Here is an 18,911-nt window from a genome sequence, read left to right as displayed (position 1 = left end):
TTCCCGACCACCCGTGGCGCGACTCTCAAGAAATCCTGCCCGGGCCGCACGAATAACTTGACATGGTTGTAGTTACATGCGTGCAATTCAAGTCCCGGGAGGAAGTACCCGACTCGCCCTCTACCGACCCGAGCAACCGGGACGGTTACAAGATGGGAGGCCACGGTCCATCACCCGAACAACGAGGGGACAGGTCACCGGCAACGGTGGAGGGTTCAGGAGACGACCGGCGGGAACCGGGGAAGAGGACACGAGATGGCACTCACGGATGAACGGATCGGCGACACGGACGTCGAATCGACCGAGAACTCCAGCACCACCATGCGGGTGCGGAAGCGCAACGGCGACCTGGAAGCGGTCGACGTCAACAAGATCGTGCGAGCCGTGGAACGGTGTGCCGATGGCCTACCGGGCGTCGATCCGATGCGGGTGGCCACTAGGACCATCTCGGGCCTGTGCGACGGCGCCACCACCGAGGAGCTCGACGAGTTGTCGATCCGGACCTCGGCGGCCTTCATCGTCGAGGAGCCCAACTACTCTCGTCTGGCCGCCCGCCTGCTGGCCACGGTGGTCGACAAGGAGGTCCGCAACCAGGACATCCACTCCTTCTCACAGTCGGTGGCCATGGGCGTCGAGCAGGGCCTCATCGGTACCGAGGTGGCCGAGTTCGTAGCCACCAATGCTCGCAAGTTGAACGACACCATTGAGGACGAGCGCGATCACCTGTTCGAGTTCTTCGGACTTCGCACCGTCTACGACCGGTACCTCCTGCGCCACCCGGAGAACCGCATGGTCGTCGAGACCCCGCAGTACTTCTTCCTGCGTGTGGCCTGCGGTCTATCGACCTGCCCCGACGAGGCCATCCGCTTCTACCGGCTCATCTCGTCGCTGGCGTACCTACCGTCCAGCCCCACACTCTTCAACTCGGGCACCAGTCACCCGCAGATGTCCAGTTGCTACCTGCTGGACTCGCCCGAGGACAGCCTCGACGGCATCTACAAGCGTTACACCGACATCGCCAAGCTCTCGAAGTTCGCCGGCGGCATCGGTGTGGCGTGGCACCGCATCCGCTCCAAGGGCTCGTTGATCCGGGGCACGAACGGCCTGTCAAACGGCATCATTCCGTGGCTCAAGACCCTCGACAGTTCCGTCGCCGCGGTTAACCAGGGAGGTCGCCGCAAGGGCGCGGCGTGCGTCTACCTCGAGTCCTGGCACTCCGACATCGAGGACTTCCTCGACCTCAAGGAGAACACCGGCGACCCGCAGCGTCGAACCCACAACCTGAACCTGGCCAACTGGATTCCCGACCTGTTCATGGAACGGGTCGAAAAGGACTGGCAATGGTCGCTATTTGACCCAGCAAATGTTCCACACCTCACCGACCTGTACGGCCCCGACTTCGAGTCCGCCTACCTCAAGGCCGAGGAAGCAGGCATCTACGAGCGCCAGATCCCGGCCCGTGAGCTCTACAGCCGGATGATGCGATCGCTGGCCCAGACCGGCAATGGCTGGATGACCTTCAAGGACGCCTCCAATCTGAAATGCAACCAGACGGGCACCGACGGGCGTGTCGTCCATCTGTCGAACCTATGCACCGAGATCCTCGAGGTCACCGACCAGGACGAGACCGCGGTGTGCAACCTCGGCTCGGTCAACCTGGGGGCCCTCGTGACCGATGGAACCTTCGACTTCGACCGTCTGGCCGAGGTGGTTCGCCTGGCAGTGCCGTTCCTCGACCGGGTCATCGACATCAACTACTACCCGACCCCCGAGGCATCGACGTCGAACTCGGCGTGGCGACCGGTCGGCATGGGTCTCATGGGCCTCCAGGACGTCTTCTTCAAGCTCGGTATGCCGTTCGACTCGGACGAGGCCCGCTCCCTGTCGTCACGGATCTCCGAGGAGATCTACTTCAACGCCCTTTGGGCGTCGACGGAACTCGCCGAGGCCTCCGGCGCACACGAGAACTACGGGCTGACCCGGGCCGCCAAGGGCGACCTGCAGTTCGACCTGTGGGGCGTCGCACCGTCCGACACCGCCCGTTGGGACACCCTCAGGGCCCGGATAACCGAGCACGGCCTTCGCAACTCGCTCCTCATCGCCATCGCACCGACGGCCACCATCGCCTCAATCGCCGGCTGCTGCGAGTGCATCGAACCCCAAGTCTCCAACCTATTCAAGCGCGAGACCCTGTCGGGGGAGTTCATGCAGATCAACCGCTATCTGGTGCGCGAGCTTCAGCAGCGGGGCCTGTGGAACGAGACCATGGCCAACCGGGTGAAGACGGCGGAGGGCTCCATCCAGGACGTCGAGGGCATGCCCGATGACCTCAAAGACGTCTATCGCACCGCCTGGGAGGTACCCATGCGATCGCTGATCGACATGGCTGCTGCCCGGGGTGCCTACATCGACCAGAGCCAGTCGTTAAACCTGTTCATGGAGTCACCGACCATCGGCAAGCTCAGCTCCATGTACCTCCATGCTTGGAAGTCTGGAGTGAAGACCACCTACTACCTGCGGTCCCGACCGGCCACCCGGATCAACAAGACGACCACCGGCGGACCCCTGGATCCAACCGGCGGTGGTGAACCGGCCGAGAAGCCCACCTTCTCCGACGAGGAGGCCGTGGCCTGCTCTTTGGAGAACCCCGAGTCCTGTGAGGCGTGCGACTAATGGCTCTCGCAGAAGTTCCCTTCGACCCGGCTGCTGATCCCCTAGAGGCCCCGGAGGCCGCTCCGGTCACGCGCCGGGCCAACATCTTGGACCCCGGTTTCGATCTGACGCTGCGGCCCATGCGTTACCCGGTGTTCTACGAGATGTACCGGGACGCCATCAAGAACACCTGGACAGTCGAGGAGATCGACTTCTCCGACGACATCCCCGACCTGGACCGCAAGCTCGTCCCGGCCGAGAAGCACCTCATCAACCGGTTGGTGGCCTTCTTCGCCACGGGCGACTCGATCGTCTCCAACAACCTGGTGCTCAACCTGTACCAGCACATCAACGCCCCCGAGGCCCGGATGTACCTGTCGCGCCAGCTCTACGAAGAGGCGCTGCACGTCCAGTTCTACCTGACCCTGTTGGACAACTACATACCCGATATGGCTGAGCGGGAGGCCGCCTTCACGGCGATTCACAGCATCCCGTCGATCGCCAAGAAGGGCGAGTTCTGCTTTAAGTGGATGAACGCTGCCGAAAACCTCGGCGACCTCGACACCGACGAGAAACGCAAGACGTTTCTACTGAATCTCATCTGCTTCGCCGCCTGTATCGAGGGGCTGTTCTTTTTTGCTGCCTTTGCCTACGTGTACTTCCTCCGCTCTAAAGGCCTGCTCAACGGCCTGGCCGCCGGCACCAACTGGGTGTTCCGTGACGAGAGCTGCCACATGAACTTTGCCTTCGAGGTCATCAGCACGGTTCGCCGTGAACAACCCAACCTGTTCGACGAGGACCTCAGCAACCGCATCTACGAGATGCTCGACGAGGCCATCGAGTGCGAGTTCCAGTTCGCTGAGGATCTCCTCGGCCAGGGCGTGCCCGGCATGTCGACCGCCGACACGAAGCAGTACCTGCAGTTCGTAGCTGACCAGCGCCTCGCCCAGTTGGGCCTGGATCGCCGCTACAACACCACCAATCCGTTCGGGTTCATGGAGCTCCAAGACGTACAGGAGGTCACGAACTTCTTCGAACGCACTGTGGCCGCCTACCAGGTGGGCGTCGAGGGCGACGTGGCGTTCGACGAGGAGTTCTAACTCCCGTCGATATCTCGGTCCCGCCGTCTGCGAAGGGCTAGGGCGCCGCCAAGAGCGAGTAACGCCGCACCCAGACCGATCGGCGTTACCAACCCACCGTCCCCACGGGGACTTCTGGTGGTTTCACTCTCGACAGGGTTGCCGTCAGCAACTTTTCCAGAGGGCTCGCCGGTCGTCGACGAGGCGGTGACGGTGGTAGTGACGGTCGGACTCGTAGCGGTGTCCTCGTTGGCCGCTGTCGTAGATGGTGCACCAGTCGTCGACGCCGGGACCACCGTCGTGGTCGACTGACCTCCGAGAATCACGGCCTCTGAGCGGAAGGGGCCACTGATCTCGTAGGTCACGCCGACGTGGCGTCCTTCTGCCCCGGTGCCCCAATCCAGATCGGGCACCACGTCACGCACCAAGGCCTCGCCCCGGCCTCGTAACGAGCTGACGTACAGCCGGGTACCTGACGGGTCGAAGCACGGTCCGGTGACCGCCGAGAACCGGTGGGCGTTGCCGACCATTCGGCAGAACGGCGCCACCTCCCCGGTCGGCGTGATCATCACGACCTCCATGTCGCCTCGGTCCTCGGACACGAATAGATCGCCGGAGGAAGCCACCGCAAGGTCGCCGATTCCTTGCAACGGACGACGTCCTCCCGAACCGTCCCACACCACCGAGTGGTGGCCGGCCACCAGGTCCACCGCGTGGACCTGGTTGTCGAGCCCGGTGGTGAACACCAGCACCCCATCGTGGATCTGGATGCCACCGCCCATCGGTGTGACCAGGCCGTCGAGCGCCTGAAGCCGGGTCGGGAGGAACGACCCAGCGGGGTCGGGAACCGACAACCAACTGACCCCACCGTCGTGGTCCACGGCTAGGGCCTCCATCCGCCCGGACTCGTCGCCCGCTCCGCTCAACGGGTCGCCGACATCGGAGAGGGCCACCCGATAGAGACGACCGTCCCGATGGGCTTCGGTCAGGTAGGCATGCCCCCCGCCGAGATCCACGACCACCGATCCGTGGGTCCGACGTCCCAACACCAGGCGGGCCACCGCTGGTCGCCCACCGGTTGGGTCACATTCCCAGACGAGGCCGTTGCCGTCGCCCGCCGCCGAGCCGAACGCCTCCTGACAGGAGAGCCACGTTTCCCACGGGGTGACCGCCCCACGGCTGTTGGAGTGGCTCCCGACGAGGACGGGCCAGGCGCCACTGATCGACCCGTCGGGAGCGAACCCGATGGTCGAGGCCCCGCCACGAGGTCCATTTGGTGTCTGGAAGTCGAATACCTCGTGGTTGCAGACGAGGAGCCATCCCCCGTCGTCAGCCGACACCGTGCCCTTGCCGTCGGGAAACAGCGGCCAGACGAGATCGGTGCCGGCCACCGGTGCTCCGCCTTCGGCGACGATCCGGGCAGTAAATCCCTCGGGCAGCACAAGGCCATGACCATCAGGGGTCCGACCGTCCAGCGATCCGTAGGGGCCCGGCGAAAACGCCGACGAAGGCGTCGACCCCAGCCCGGCGCTCGGACCGCCGGCCAGTGCACTCGGGAGGGCCGCCCCCCACACACCGCTGGTCACACCGAGCGCAGCTCCGGCCCGGAGGCCGTCCCACAGGAACGCCCGCCGTTCCATCTCCACCGGTTCCCGGACGCCCGTCAGGTGCCGAACGCGTCGAGTAGACGAAGGGCGGCCGTTGACGGTGAAGTCCGTCCGCCCAAGACGTCGGCCTCCACGACACCAAGGAGGTCCAGCACCGCCGGATCGGCCCGGAGGTCGGCTAGTAGGCGGCCCTCGACCATCGACCACATCCAGGCCAGACGTTGAGCTAGACGCCGATCAGCCCACTCGCCAGAGCCAGTCAACGCCACGCGGTGGGCCTCGACCTGCCCCCAGACCTCGTCCAGACCCTCGCCCGACAGGCCGGCGCACATCACCACCGGCGGGGTCCACGTAGGGCTGGTCGGGTGGGTGAGGCGTAACGCGGCCGTGTAGTCCCGGACCGCTGTGCGGGCCGCCGGGGCATTCTCCCCGTCGGCCTTGTTCACGGCGATCATGTCGGCCAACTCCAGCACGCCCTTCTTGATGCCCTGAAGTTCGTCACCGGCACCCGGCAGCATCAGTAACAGGAAGAAGTCGACCATTCCGGCCACCACCATCTCGGACTGGCCCACGCCCACTGTCTCGACGAGCACCACGTCATAGCCAGCAGCCTCGAGCACCACCATCGACTCCCGGGTCGTGCGGGTCACTCCGCCGAGCGTTCCGGCACTGGGCGACGGTCGGACGAACGCTGCCGGGTCGTTGGCCAGATTCAGCATGCGGGTCTTGTCGCCCAGGATGCTTCCGCCGGTGACCGTGCTCGTCGGATCGACAGCCACCACGGCGACCCGACGGCCGGCCGCGGTCAGGCGGCCCCCGAGAGACTCGATGAACGTGGACTTACCCACCCCCGGCACCCCGGTGATGCCCACGCGGTGTGAATCCGAGGCGTGGGGTGAGAGGGCGTCGAGCAGCGCGGTCACCTCGGCCTGGTGGCCGGGGTGGCTCGACTCAACGAGCGTCAGGGCCCGACCGATCGATGCTCGATCGCCGGCCAGCACGCCGTCGACGAGTTCGGGGACGTCCATGGATCGTCTATCGGGTGGCTGGTCCGGCCACCAGCGCTTCGAGCAGGTCAACGGCAGCGGTGGCCACCACCGTGCCCGGGGGAAACACCGCCGCTGCACCAGCGGCCAGCAGCGCATCGTGGTCGTCAGGTGGGATGACTCCACCGACCACGATGGCGATATCAGTGCGACCGTGGGCTGTCAGGGCATCGCGTAGTTCTGGGATCAGTGTCAGGTGACCAGCGGCCAGCGAGCTCACGCCCACCACGTGGACGTCGTTCTCGACGGCCTGACGGGCCACCTCGTCGGGTGTCGAGAAGAGTGGCCCGATGTCGACGTCGAAACCCAGGTCGGCAAATGCCGTGGCGATGACCTTCTGACCGCGGTCGTGACCATCCTGACCCATCTTGGCCACCAGGATCCGGGGGCGCCGACCGGCGTCGGCCTCGAAGGCCGCTACTCGGGAACGGGCCGAGGCCACTGCCTCCCCATTGCCTACCTCGCTGTTGAAAACTCCGGAGATGGTGCGGACCTCCGCCACGTAACGCCCGTAGACCTTTTCGAGAGCGTCGCTGATCTCCCCGACCGTAGCCCTCGCCCGCGCTGCGTCGATGGCTAGCGCCAGCAGGTTGCCATCACCGGATGACGCGCTTCTCGTGAGGGCCTCCAGTGCGGCGACACACTCCTGCGGATTGCGCTCGGCCCGGAGGAGTTCCAACTTGGCTAACTGGTCAGCCCGGACCTGGGCGTTGTCGACCTTGCGCACCTCGAGGGGATCCTCGGTGTCCAACCGGTAGCGGTTCACTCCGACCACCGACTGGCGGCCGGAATCGATACGGGCCTGGGTACGGGCCGCCGCCTCCTCGATCCGCAACTTGGGAATCCCGGCCTCGATAGCTCTGGCCATACCACCTGATTCCTCCACTTCATCCATGTGGGCCAGCGCCCGCACGGCAAGGTCCCGGGTGAGACGCTCCACATGGTGACTGCCGCCCCACGGGTCGGCCACCCGACAGGTACCGCTTTCCTGCTGGAGGAACAACTGGGTATTGCGGGCGATACGGGCCGAGAAGTCGGTGGGCAGCGCCAAGGCCTCGTCCAGGCCGTTGGTGTGCAGCGACTGGGTGTGGCCCTGAGTGGCGGCCATGGCTTCCACGCACGTCCGGACCACGTTGTTGTAGACGTCCTGTGCGGTGAGGCTCCAACCTGAGGTCTGGGAGTGGGTTCGCAGCGACGACGACCGGGGGTCAGTCGGCTCGAACTGGCGCATAAGGCCGGCCCAGAGGAGCCGGGCGGCCCGGAGCTTGGCCACCTCCATGAAGAAGTCCATGCCGATGGCCCAGAAGAAGCTCAACCGGGGGGCGAAGGCGTCGACCTCCAGTCCGGCGGCGATCCCGGCCCGCACGTATTCCACGCCGTCGGCCAACGTGTAGGCCAGTTCCAGGTCGGCCGTCGCCCCGGCTTCCTGCATGTGGTAGCCGGAGATGGAGATGGAGTTGAAGCGGGGCATCTCGGTGCTGGTGAAGGCGAAAATGTCCGACACGATCCGCATGGACGGGCCCGGCGGATAGATGTACGTGTTCCGGACCATGAACTCCTTGAGGATGTCGTTCTGGATGGTCCCGGCCAGCTGGTCCGGCGACACCCCCTGCTCCTCGGCGGCCACCACGTACAGGGCCAGAATGGGCAGCACCGCCCCGTTCATGGTCATCGACACGCTCATCCGATCCAACGGGATTCCGTCGAACAGTGTCCGCATGTCATAGATGGAATCGATGGCTACCCCGGCCATTCCTACGTCACCAGGCACCCGCGGGTGGTCGCTGTCATAGCCGCGGTGGGTGGGCAGGTCGAAGGCCACGCTGAGGCCCTTCTGGCCGGCGGCCAGGTTGCGCCGGTAGAAGTCGTTGCTCTCCTCGGCGGTCGAATAGCCCGCGTACTGGCGCACCGTCCACGGCTGGCTGGCGTACATCGTCGGGTACGGGCCCCGTAGGTACGGAGCGACACCCGGCCAGGCATCGGTGACTCCTGTGTTCAGAGACCCGTCGGCGGCACCCTCGACCGGTGTGGAGAGGATGGGCACACGGATCTGTTCGGGGGTGTCGCGGGCCAACTCGTCGGGTGTGCAGCCCGTCTCGGCCACCACCTGATCGACCCATACGTCCGAATCAACCCTTGTACCCGGGTCGACTGAAGCCCGACCATCGGTATCCGGCGCCAGAGAGACTGTCGTGAAGTCAGGGATCATGCCCACTCCCCTTCGACGTCCACCGGGGTGTCGACACCCAATGCATCCAGCGTCCGTCCCATCAGGTCGATTACATCGGAGCCGGCGTGCACGAACTCGTCGACGCCCGCCCCAATCAGCGCAGCCACCAAGTCGTCGTCCAGGCTTGCCGCCCGAGCTGCCAGGTGGATACGGGACATGCCCTCGGCCCGGAGGGCGGCCACCACGGCGACACCCTCCGCCGTGTAACCACCATCCGATCCACACACCACGGCCACCGACGACCCGGTGTTCGAAGCGGGGCAAGCAAGCGCCCGGATGCCAGCCACCGCGTAAAGGTTGGTGACGAACGTGCTCCGAGCCGTGTGATCGGCCAGATCGCCCACCGTTACAAGGCGCACCGTGGGCGTCAGTTCCGCAGCGTCCGCAGCGTCCCGGAGGGCCTCGAACGCCTCGGATCGGCGTCGGAGAGGTAACGGCCCCGACGGATCCGACGGGGCCGGCGGCCGTTCGGGGAGGTTCTCGTCGAGGTCGGGGAACTCTGACACGCCTGTGATGGCTTCGGCCCGGGTGGCCAGCCGGGTCCGGCGAGCCTCCCAGCAGGCGTCGGCTTCCCGGCCGATCAGTCCCGAGGTGAGCGCCGCGGCGATTCCTCCGGCCGCTTCGACGTCGCGGAAGCGGTCCCAGGCTGCGTCGGCCATGCGAGACGTCAGGTCCTCGACATACCAGGACCCACCGGCCGGATCGACGACCGAAGCTAGGGCGCTCTCCTCGAGCAAAAGTACCTGGGTATTGCGGGCCGTTCGTCGGCCGAACGCGTCGGACCGACCAAGAACCGAGTCGAAGGGACGAACCGTCACTGCGTCGGCCCCACCGATGCCAGCCGCGAATGCGGCCACCGTGCCCCGCAGGAGGTTGCCCCACGGATCCCGACGGGTCAGGTCGACCGCCGAACCCATAGCGTGCTGGACCTGTCCCCGATGGGCAGTGTCCGCGCCGCTTGTCTCCGCAACCCGGGCCCAGAGTCGGCGCGCCGCTCGGAGCCGGCAGATGGTCCGGAACTGGTCAGCATCGGCCGACCACGTGAAGGCAAGCTGGTCGAGAGCCTCGTCGATGGTCAACCCATGATCGACCAGTGCCCGTAGCACGGCCACCCCACCGGCCGTGGTCCAGCCCAGCTCCCGTGCGTCGCTCGCCCCGGCGTCGGCGAACACCGTGCCATCCACCGTGAACGCCCGAACGCCGGGCAGTCCCCGGGCACGGTCCACGATGGCGAGCACGCCATCACCGACGTCTGGCTCACCACCGTGACGGGCTGCCACACCCAGCGGGTCCAGACCCAGGAGGCCGGCCTGTTCATCGGTCGGCGTGCCCCTTTGTTCCCAGAGGTCGAGCAGCCATCCGGCGGCCGCCACGCTGGTCGGACCGGGCATCAGGGCCACGGTCGCCATCTCGAGGTGCACACCGGCCAACACGGTGTCGAGGTCATCGAGCGACCGGATGCCGATTGCCTCCACGTCGAGCAGCACTGAGGTGGAGCCCCGCTCGAGTTCATCGAGCACCGTGGCGTTGGCGGCGTCCGGGCCGTCGTCAGCCACCAGGGCCCGCACGTCCCACCCGTTGGTCGTCCGTCCCGCAGCCGATGATCCACGGGTCCGGTCGCCGGAACCCGGAAGTCCGAATCGATCGTCGGAGCCGTTCGGATCTCGGTCGGCGTCCGGCGAATAAACGGGGGCGATCTCGATGCCGTCGGCCGTGATGGTGGCCAGCGACGCCAGCGTGCGGCCCTGCAGCCCCGCCTCGGCGAGGGCCACCCATTCGGCGCGGTCAACCGTGACGAAGCCGTCAGTCGACAGGGCGTGCGGATCCATGCGCAGATGGTAGGTGACGGTCCGTCAGGTCCTCGGGGCCGTGTGACTCATGACCTGCCTCCAACCCGGTCTTATGGCCGTGGCCCGGTCTGCGTTCGCCGACGGCTACTCGCTGGCCATCCTGGTCGGAGCCACCATGCTGATCTCAGCGTCAGCCGTGATCCTGCGCTGGTTTCCCCGCGACTGATCATTCAACCAAGGGTCCCTGAACAACAGGTTCCTCAGGGACCGGTTCCTCAGAGACCATTCACACCTGCGAGGCTCGGTGCCATGCGCATCTCCACCAGCCTCAACTACGCCACCGACCCCCAGACCGCGGCCGCTCAGGCTCGGGAACTGGAAGCGGCCGGCGTCGACCGTATCTGGATCCCCGAGGCCTACGGCTTCGATGCCGTAAGCCTGCTCGGCTACCTGGCAGCTAGCACGTCAACCGTCGAACTGGGCAGCGGAATCCTCAACACGTACAGCCGCACCCCGGCCCTCTTGGCCCAGACGGCTGCCGGTCTGGATGCGCTGTCCGAGGGCCGCTTCGTGCTCGGGTTGGGGGCCTCAGGCCCCCAGGTCATCGAGGGCTTCCACGGTATGCCCTATGCCAAGCCCCTGACCCGGATCAAGGAGATCATCGAGATCTGCCGCTCGGCGTGGCGCCGCGAACCCCTCGTCTACGACGGCAACGTGTTCACCCTTCCGCTGCCGCCCGACCAGGGCACCGGCCTCGGCAAGCCGTTGAAGATCATTAACCATCTGAAGCGCGCCGAGATCCCGATCTACATTGCCGCCCTCGGCCAGAAGAGTGTCGAAGAGACCGCTGCGTCGTGCGAGGGCTGGCTGCCGTTCCTCGTCTACCCGGAGCGCATGGCCCAGGTGTGGGGCGACGCGGTAAACGCAGGGCTCGCCCGGCGCGATGCGGCGCTCGATGACTTCGACGTGGTGGCCGGTGGCCTAGTGGCCATTGGCGACGATGCAGCTCAGTACCGCGACCTAGGCCGGCCCATGGCCGCTCTTTACATCGGTGGGATGGGCGCCCGCGGGAAGAACTTCTACAACGACGTGTGCCGCCAGTACGGCTTCGCCGACGAGGCGGCCGCCGTCCAAGACGCCTACCTGGACGGGCGCAAGGAGGAGGCCGCCGGCCTGCTCCCCGACGAGCTCATCGAGAACACGTCACTGTGTGGCGACGAGGCCTACGTGGTCGACCGTCTGGCCGCCTACAAGGACGCAGGCGTGACATCGCTGAACGTCACACCGATCGGTGGCGAAGCCGCCACCGTGCTGGGTCGCCTCCGAGAGCTCGCCGAACACGCCTGATCACCGTCGGCTGTCCGTGGGGTCGAGCTTTACCCCGGCCAGCAGGGCACCGGTCATCCGGTTCGCCCCTTCGGCCATCAGGAAGTTGCCCATGAGGCGCCGTGGCGTCCGGACATGACGGGTCCCCCGTTGGGTAGCCGCCACCACCTTGCGGGCCAGCCGATCCGGGTCGGCAATGGGGAGCATCCGGACGGCGTTCATTCGGTCCAGCACCTTCTGGCCGCTCGGTGACGTGGACTCCACGGCCTCCCACATGCGGGTGGCTACCGGCCCCGGCGCCACGGTGGTCGTGCCGATCGACGTCGCCTTGAGTTCCAGGGTGAGCGCCCGCACGAAGTTGGATATCCCTGCCTTGGTGGCGCAGTAGGTGGCCATGGTCGGGAACCCGGCCGTGCCGGCGATCGACGACAGGAACACCAAGTGCCCCCGACCGCGTTCCAGCATCTGAGGCAGAACATGTCGGGTTAGGACCATGGGCGCCTCGAGGTTCAGCCGGGTGGTGGCCCGGATGACCGCCGGGTCGATGACCGCCGCCATGTCGATGGTCTCCATGCCCGCGTTGTTGACCAGCACGTCGACCGGTCCGAGGTCGGCCTCCACGCCCGGGATGAAATCCTCGACGGCTGCCGCGTCGGTCAGGTCGACGGCCACGGCGTGACCGCCCACCTCGGTGGCCACCGCATCCAACTCGTCTGACGGACGGGCGGCCACCACCACGTTGGCACCGGCCGCAGCGTAGGCCCGGGCCAGTGAGGCCCCGATCCCCTTCGAACCGCCGGTCACCAGTACCCGTGCGCCATTCAGATCCATGTTCCTCGTCCTGTTTCCGTCGTCCCCTGATCGGGCCCTTTATCGACCGTAATCCCCATTCCGGTCCGGCTTTCCAGCCGACCACTCACCACGGGTACGGTCGCCCGGTGCCCCCCGAAATCGATCTGATCAAACCGTTCACCGTGTCGATCACCGACGAGGCGATCGACGACCTGAGACGCCGTCTGGCCGACACCCGTTGGCCTGACCAGATTCCCGACACCGGCTGGGATTACGGCTGTGACCAACGCTGGCTGCGTGATCTGGCCGGCTGGTGGGCCGATGGGTTCGACTGGCGGGCCGCCGAGGCTCGGATCAACGCCTTTGAGCAACTGGTCACCACTATCGACGGCCAGCAGATCCACGCCATCCACCACCGATCTCCCGAACCCGACGCCCGACCCCTGCTGCTGTCGCACGGCTGGCCCGGCTCGATCGTCGAATTTCTCGAGGTCCTGGGTCCGCTGACCGACCCGGCCTCCCACGGTGGAGACCCCGCTGACGCCTTTCACGTGGTCGCCCCGTCGCTTCCCGGCTACGGCTGGTCGGGCCCGACCTCCGAACGGGGCTGGGGGCCCGACCGCACCGGACGTGCCTTCGCCGCGCTCATGGCCCGGCTGGGCTACGACCGCTACGGCGTCCAAGGCGGCGACTGGGGGTCGATCATCTCCCAGCACGTAGCAGGCCATGCTCCGGACCACGTGACCGGCTGCCACCTGAACATGGTCGCCGCCTTTCCCCCTGGAAGGGACGACGATCTGGCCGACATCACGCCGGCCGAACAGCAGCACCTCGACCGGGTCGCCTGGTACCAGAAGGAGGACAGCGGCTACTTCGAGATCCAGCGCACCCGTCCCCAGACGGTGGGTGCCGGCCTCCACGACTCGCCGGTCGGGCTGTTGGCCTATATCGGCGAGAAGTTCCACGGCTGGACCGACCACGATGGCGATGCACTGGACGTCGTCGACCGTGACCAACTGCTGGCTAACGTCGCCACCTACTGGTTCACCGGGACCATCACATCGTCGACCCGCTTCTATTTCGAGTTCGGGAAGGACCTGGCGGCTGGGAAGCTCCCGCCGCCCAACCCCGATGTTCCGCTCGGCGTCTCGGCCTTCCCCATGGAGCTCATGGTGGGTCGGCGCCGCTGGGTGGAGGCCGACCGCAACGTCACCTTCTGGCGCGAGCACGATCGCGGCGGCCACTTCGCCGCGATGGAGCGGCCCGTCGAACTGGTCGCCGATCTCCGCGAATTCTTCCGAGGGCTCTAATGGGCACTGAAGCCCTGAGAATTACCGCCGCCGACGGGATCTCGATCGCGGTGGATTCATCGGGCGATGCCGGGGCCGCGGGCCGGCCGCCCATCGTTGCCACCCACGGCTGGGCCAACGACCGCTCGGTCTGGACGCCCCTCGTCGGGGAACTCGTCGGAGAACCGGCCGGTGGGCATCAGGTCGTGACCTGGGACCTCAGGGGCCACGGCGACAGCGATGCTCCACCGCCGGGCGCCTACTCGCGGAAACATGTGCTGGCCGACCTTGCCGCCGTGCGCGATCACGCGGTCGGCTCTGGCGGCGGCTCGGCCATCCTCATGGGCCACAGCCTCGGCGGCTTCCTGTGCCTAGCGCACGCCGTGGATCATCCCGACGAGGTGGCCGGACTGGTGCTGGTGGCCACCGGGCCGGGCTTCCGCAAGGCTGAGGCCCGCGAACAGTGGAACGAGTCGGTTCGCGAGTCAGCCGTCAAGATCGGGGTGCCTCCGGGGTCCGAGGAGATCTCCATGCACCACGACTCGTACGTCATCGACCACCTGGCCGAGATCCAGGTGCCTGTGCTGGTCCTACTGGGTGAGCACGATAAGCGCTTCGCCGCGTCGGCCAGCCTCTTCGAACGGGATCTCGACGTGCGCGAGTCGGTAGTCGTTCCGGACCAGGGACACATGGTCCACGTGAAGGCGCCTTCCGAGTGCGCAGCGGCCGTTCGTCGCTTCATCGCCGGTCTGGCCTGAGCGGCTACCCGATCCGAAGCCAGCCCGTAGGCGCGAAGATCGTTCCATGGTGGCCACCGACCGTCGGATTGACCTGCCCGGGGGCAGCTTCCTCATGGGCAACGAGGAGGACGCCTACCCAGCCGACGGTGAGGGCCCGGTCCGCTCCGTCCACCTCTCCCCGTTCGCCATCTCGTCCACCTCGGTGACCACCACCGAGTTCGCGACCTTCGTGGACACCACCGGCCACCGGACCACCGCCGAACTGGAGGGATGGTCATTCGTGTTCGCCGGTCACCTTCCCGACAACTTCGACGAGACCCGAGGCGTGGTGGGCGCCGAATGGTGGCGTCAGGTATTCGGTGCCGACTGGCGCCATCCCGAGGGCCCGCAGAGCGATCTTGCTGACCGGGGTGACCATCCGGTGGTTCACATGTCGTGGTTCGATGCCGTGGCCTACGCCAAATGGGTCGGCGGACGGCTTCCCACAGAGGCCGAGTGGGAGTACGCGGCCCGGGGCGGACTTGAGCACAAGCGCCTCCCGTGGGGGGACGAAAACCAGCCCGGCGGCGCTGACGACCACCGGTTCAACATCTTCACCGGCACGTTCTGGAGCCACGACGATGGCGCTGACGGCTGGGCCGGGACATGCCCGGTGGATGCCTTCGAACCCAACGGCTACGGCCTCTACAACTGCTCGGGCAATGTGTGGGAGTGGACCGCTGACTGGTTCACGGCCAGCCACCGTCCCGACGGATCCGACGGGACGCTGGTCGACCCGAACGGACCGCCAATGGGAGTAAACCGTGTCCTCAAGGGTGGCTCGTTCCTCTGTCACGACAGCTACTGCCACCGCTACCGACTGGCCGCCCGGACGTCCAGCACCCCGGACAGCACCACCGGCCATCAGGGCTTCCGGATCGCTACCTGATCCGACCCGTAGCCTTAACAGAATGGGCCTGCGATCCGAGGTGAACGAACACGTCAAGCCGGCTGCCTCCGGCGAGTTCGCCGTACCCCGGATCGGCCCACTGGAGGTCTGGCCTCCCGTCGTGCTGGCCCCCATGGCAGGGGTCACTAACGCACCGTTCCGGTCCCTGTGTCGCGAGTTCGGTGCTGGGCTCTACGTAAGCGAGATGATCACCGCCCGCGGCCTGGTCGACGGGCACCTTAAAACGTCACGACTGGCCCACTTCGATCCCGACGAGACACCCCGCAGTATCCAGCTCTACGGCACCGAACCCGAGAGCATCGGCCGAGCGACCAAGATGCTGGTCGGCGAGGGCCGGGTCGACCACATCGACATGAACTTCGGCTGTCCCATGCCCAAGGTGACCCGCAAGGGTGGCGGCGCGGCCATCCCTCTGAAGCCCCGGTTGTTCGAGTCCATCGTGCGGGCCGCTGTGGACCGGGCCGGGGACGTGCCCGTGACGGTCAAGTTCCGCAAGGGAACCGACGACGATCACCTCACCTTCCTCGAGGCGGGCCGCATCGCTGAGGCGGTGGGTGCTTCGGCCGTGTCCCTGCATGCCCGTACCGCCGAGCAGCTCTACTCCGGCGAGGCCGACTGGACCGCCGTGGCTGCGCTCAAGGCTGTGGTGACCTCCATCCCGGTGTTCGGAAACGGTGACGTATGGGAGCCATGGGATGCCCTTCGGCTGATGCGCTCCACCGGATGTGACGGCGTGGTGGTGGGCCGTGGCTGCCTAGGTCGACCATGGCTGTTCGGCGACCTTGCCACTGTTTTCGGCCCCCACCCAGACGCTGGGGGAGCCGAACCCGGACGGCCACCGGTACTGGCCGACGTGACTCGGGCGATGGCCCGCCATGCACGACTCCTGGTGGAGTGGGCCGGCCCCCACGGCATCAAGGACTTCCGCAAACACACCTCGTGGTACCTAAAGGGTTACGCCACCGGTCCACAGGTCCGGGACACCCTGCAGAAGGTCCGCGACCTCGACCACCTCAATGCTCTTCTAACCAGCCTTCTCAAATCCGTCGATCCAGCGATGACCCTGGATCCTGCATCTCTCCGGGTCCCTCGCAGCCACCGCAATGGACCGAAACCCGTGCTCCTCCCGGCAGGATGGCTGGATGACCCAGACGACGCCACACCTCCGCCAGCTGATGCCGAAGTTTTGGTGTCTGGCGGCTGATACAGGCCCTTTACCCGTTCACCGGTAGCAGTGTTCTCGCTTCCAGTGGTCTTAGCCTCGGCATCGCCACGCCGATTGGACCTATTGCAATCGGTCGGCTTGGTGCCTGAGGTCCGACCCGCTGACGTCTGCGAGGGCCGGCGACCCGGCGAGAGCCCAGCCGCCATGGTGGAACGTCTGGCCCGGGACAAACGCGATGCCGTAGCTCTCCGCGGTGAACTGGTCATAGCCGCTGACACAGTCGTGGTACTGGACAGTGTCGTCCTCGGCAAGCCGGAGAACGTCGAAATGGCGACCGACATGCTCCGGCGTCTGTCCGGACGGGGGCACCACGTAGTGACTGGTGTAGCTGTGGCTGGCCCCGGCGGTACAGCCTCAACGACGGCGTGGACCGAAGTTACTTGGCGGCCTGTATCCGAAAACGAGATCACTGCCTATGTGGCCACTGGTGAGCCCCTGGACAAAGCTGGCGGCTACGGCATACAAGGCGGGGCCGCCGACTTCGTGACTTCGCTAGTGGGCAGCCGCGACAACGTGGTCGGTCTACCGGTGACCATCGCACTGGAGTTGTTGGCCTCAGTCGAGATCGCCAGCGCCGTCTAGCTCTGCCAACGTCTATTCAGTACCTAGGTAGAGCGAGCCGGCCGTCGACTAGGAACCGGCGAACGCCGACAAAGACAACAAGACCGTTCACCGCTGCCGTCCCAAGGATCAAAAGGAGGATGGCCATCTGGAGGAGCGCGGCGTCCACCGGATCCATAGTCGAGAGACGCGAACGGGCCGGCGGTTCCGTGGTGCCTCGACGCCACGAAACCGCCGGCAATCCACCAGCCCCCGCCCGGGACCGGTAGACGCAGGATCCCGCCGGATCCCGTCCGGCTCGCCCACTAAGGAAGGTGGCGAGCGAGCCGGAACATCAACTGCGCTCAGTACTCCCCAAGGTCTGTCCAACCAATCCCGTGGGCTTCGAGTGCCGGGGCGATGGCGTCAGCGATTAGGTCGTAGCCACCTGCGGCAGGCTGCGCCGAAAGGCTGTAAAAGGCATCCACAGTGGCGGTATCAGCTCCAGCGCCTGCGACCATCGGAGCAAGAACCCGCCAGAAGGCGTAGCCCTCAGCCTGATGGATCCTTGCTGCCTCCTGATCACCACCAGCCAAGTCACTATCGACCTTCTTGGCGTACTTCAGCGACGCCTGGGAATAGATGACAACCAAACTGCGCTTGATCTCATCAGCCGCTGCCTGAGCCCCGGCAGCATCACCCGCCAGCAAGGCATCCCGGCCAGCAATGAAATGAGCAAGGATGTTTGCGTTAGCAACACTGGTCTCACCATCATCAGAAAGGGTTCCGAAGTCCTTGCCTCGCTTGTTGCCGGTCCCGTAAGCGGCGCAACCCGGCTCGGCCCCGGAATAGAACGCCCAGCCCTCGTCCCAGTTGTGGGGAGCACCTGACTCTGCATCGAAGTTTCCATCAACAGCCTTGGCCAGTGCCGCGTGCAACTCGTGAACTGTCCACGCAACCAAGATCTGGTTCTGAATGCCCTTTTGGACACCCTGGCGTCTAACCGAGTCACTCTCCCCAGCGAACTCTCCTGTTCCCTGGATCGCCGATGACACGAAATCATCCAGAGGCGTGGCAGTGCCGTAGTACTCGTCGACACCATGCTTCTTGCCCTCACCGGAAGCGAAACCTGCCAAGGTCCGGACGGCTCCGCTCGACTTCACCGAGTTACCGCCGTTTTGGTAGACGGCCTCGACAGCTGCCCAATCGATCGCCTCACCCTTGGGCAGCAAAGCGTTCACGTCACAGACATCTGCCGGGATCATGCGGTGACTACTCACATCAGAGGCATAGTCATAACCATCGTCACCTACGGTGCGATCTGCGGCAGAAGCGGCCGCTGAGGCGCTGGCACTACCACTCGCCGAACCAGAGCCGGAAGCCGAGGCTGGGCCGGAAGCCGAGCCGGAACCAGAACCGGAACCAGAGCCAGAACCGGAACCGGAAGAGGAGGCACTAGTTGAGCCAATCTCGCGAACAGCAGCCCCGTCATCGCTGCCACAGGCGGCTGCAGCCATTGAAAGCACCATGAACGCGCCGATGATCTTCGATCGACGACTTGCCTTCACTACTTTCTTTGCTCTTTCCAAAGTCTGGACTTCACTCATCCGTGTCTCTCCTCCGAAACGATCAGGTGGGCTAGACGC

Annotated in this window: 16 protein-coding genes; 9 read left to right on the top strand and 7 right to left on the bottom strand. The window is 65.9% G+C overall.

Annotated elements, in window-relative coordinates; all coding sequences use genetic code 11:
- Positions 1-255: 255 nt before the first annotated feature.
- Both QF777_00315 and QF777_00310 read left to right on the top strand, forming a co-directional pair.
- The gene (locus QF777_00315; protein MDP6909991.1) at positions 256-2,673 is read left to right on the top strand and encodes a ribonucleoside-diphosphate reductase subunit alpha; all 2,418 of its coding nucleotides are present in this window, start codon (positions 256-258) and stop codon (positions 2,671-2,673) included.
- On the top strand, positions 2,673-3,752 hold the full coding sequence (locus QF777_00310; protein ID MDP6909990.1) for a ribonucleotide-diphosphate reductase subunit beta: 1,080 nt from the start codon (positions 2,673-2,675) through the stop codon (positions 3,750-3,752). Before QF777_00315 ends, QF777_00310 begins: the two co-directional genes overlap by 1 nt.
- Here the strand turns inward: QF777_00310 and QF777_00305 are convergent.
- Genes QF777_00305 through QF777_00290 form a run of 4 tightly spaced genes read right to left on the bottom strand, consistent with a single transcriptional unit; the run spans position 3,749 to position 10,443 of the window.
- Positions 3,749-5,371, bottom strand: coding sequence for a DUF839 domain-containing protein (locus QF777_00305; protein MDP6909989.1), 1,623 nt, complete (start codon positions 5,369-5,371; stop codon positions 3,749-3,751). The two genes, QF777_00310 and QF777_00305, sit on opposite strands and share 4 nt — an antisense overlap.
- Before the next feature lie 23 nt (positions 5,372-5,394).
- On the bottom strand, positions 5,395-6,366 hold the full coding sequence (meaB, locus tag QF777_00300) for a methylmalonyl Co-A mutase-associated GTPase MeaB (protein ID MDP6909988.1): 972 nt from the start codon (positions 6,364-6,366) through the stop codon (positions 5,395-5,397).
- Between the two features lie 7 nt (positions 6,367-6,373).
- Positions 6,374-8,593: a methylmalonyl-CoA mutase gene (gene scpA / locus QF777_00295; protein MDP6909987.1), complete on the bottom strand. Its 2,220-nt coding sequence runs from the start codon at positions 8,591-8,593 to the stop codon at positions 6,374-6,376.
- On the bottom strand, positions 8,590-10,443 hold the full coding sequence (locus QF777_00290) for a methylmalonyl-CoA mutase family protein (GenBank protein ID MDP6909986.1): 1,854 nt from the start codon (positions 10,441-10,443) through the stop codon (positions 8,590-8,592). Before QF777_00290 ends, scpA begins: the two co-directional genes overlap by 4 nt.
- Positions 10,444-10,492: 49 nt before the next feature.
- On the opposite strand from QF777_00290, the gene QF777_00285 reads away from it, so the two are divergent.
- Positions 10,493-10,630, top strand: a complete 138-nt coding sequence (locus QF777_00285; GenBank protein MDP6909985.1) for a hypothetical protein — start codon at positions 10,493-10,495, stop codon at positions 10,628-10,630.
- Positions 10,612-11,751 (top strand): LLM class F420-dependent oxidoreductase, encoded by a 1,140-nt coding sequence (locus QF777_00280; protein MDP6909984.1) that lies wholly within the window; start codon positions 10,612-10,614, stop codon positions 11,749-11,751. Before QF777_00285 ends, QF777_00280 begins: the two co-directional genes overlap by 19 nt.
- On the opposite strand, the gene QF777_00275 is transcribed toward QF777_00280, so the two are convergent.
- On the bottom strand, positions 11,752-12,561 hold the full coding sequence (locus tag QF777_00275; GenBank protein ID MDP6909983.1) for an SDR family NAD(P)-dependent oxidoreductase: 810 nt from the start codon (positions 12,559-12,561) through the stop codon (positions 11,752-11,754). It lies immediately after the preceding gene.
- A gap of 107 nt (positions 12,562-12,668) precedes the next feature.
- Here QF777_00275 and QF777_00270 point away from each other — a divergent pair, with 107 nt between their 5' ends.
- The 5 genes from QF777_00270 to QF777_00250 are packed head-to-tail and all read left to right on the top strand — an operon-like array spanning position 12,669 to position 17,307.
- The gene (locus tag QF777_00270; GenBank protein MDP6909982.1) at positions 12,669-13,832 is read left to right on the top strand and encodes an alpha/beta fold hydrolase; all 1,164 of its coding nucleotides are present in this window, start codon (positions 12,669-12,671) and stop codon (positions 13,830-13,832) included.
- A complete protein-coding gene (locus tag QF777_00265) occupies positions 13,832-14,569 on the top strand; it encodes an alpha/beta hydrolase (protein ID MDP6909981.1) in 738 nt (245 codons plus the stop codon). The genes QF777_00270 and QF777_00265 overlap by 1 nt, the downstream gene beginning before the upstream one ends.
- Positions 14,570-14,615: 46 nt before the next feature.
- Positions 14,616-15,479 carry a formylglycine-generating enzyme family protein gene (locus QF777_00260; protein ID MDP6909980.1) on the top strand — a complete coding sequence of 288 codons (864 nt, stop codon included), beginning with the start codon at positions 14,616-14,618 and terminating at the stop codon, positions 15,477-15,479.
- Between the two features lie 22 nt (positions 15,480-15,501).
- The gene (gene dusB, locus QF777_00255; GenBank protein MDP6909979.1) at positions 15,502-16,704 is read left to right on the top strand and encodes a tRNA dihydrouridine synthase DusB; all 1,203 of its coding nucleotides are present in this window, start codon (positions 15,502-15,504) and stop codon (positions 16,702-16,704) included.
- A gap of 45 nt (positions 16,705-16,749) precedes the next feature.
- On the top strand, positions 16,750-17,307 hold the full coding sequence (locus QF777_00250) for a Maf family protein (protein MDP6909978.1): 558 nt from the start codon (positions 16,750-16,752) through the stop codon (positions 17,305-17,307).
- A 16-nt stretch (positions 17,308-17,323) separates the two neighbouring features.
- Here the strand turns inward: QF777_00250 and QF777_00245 are convergent, their stop codons facing one another.
- Positions 17,324-17,455, bottom strand: a complete 132-nt coding sequence (locus tag QF777_00245) for a hypothetical protein (protein ID MDP6909977.1) — start codon at positions 17,453-17,455, stop codon at positions 17,324-17,326.
- Between the two features lie 175 nt (positions 17,456-17,630).
- On the bottom strand, positions 17,631-18,872 hold the full coding sequence (locus QF777_00240; protein MDP6909976.1) for an FEA1-related lipoprotein: 1,242 nt from the start codon (positions 18,870-18,872) through the stop codon (positions 17,631-17,633).
- Between the last annotated feature and the right edge of the window lie 39 nt (positions 18,873-18,911).

This window comes from Acidimicrobiales bacterium, assembly GCA_030747595.1.
Taxonomy (GTDB): domain Bacteria; phylum Actinomycetota; class Acidimicrobiia; order Acidimicrobiales; family MedAcidi-G1; genus UBA9410.
The sequence above is the reverse complement of the archived record's forward strand: the minus strand, read 5'-3'. Positions and strand labels throughout refer to the sequence as shown.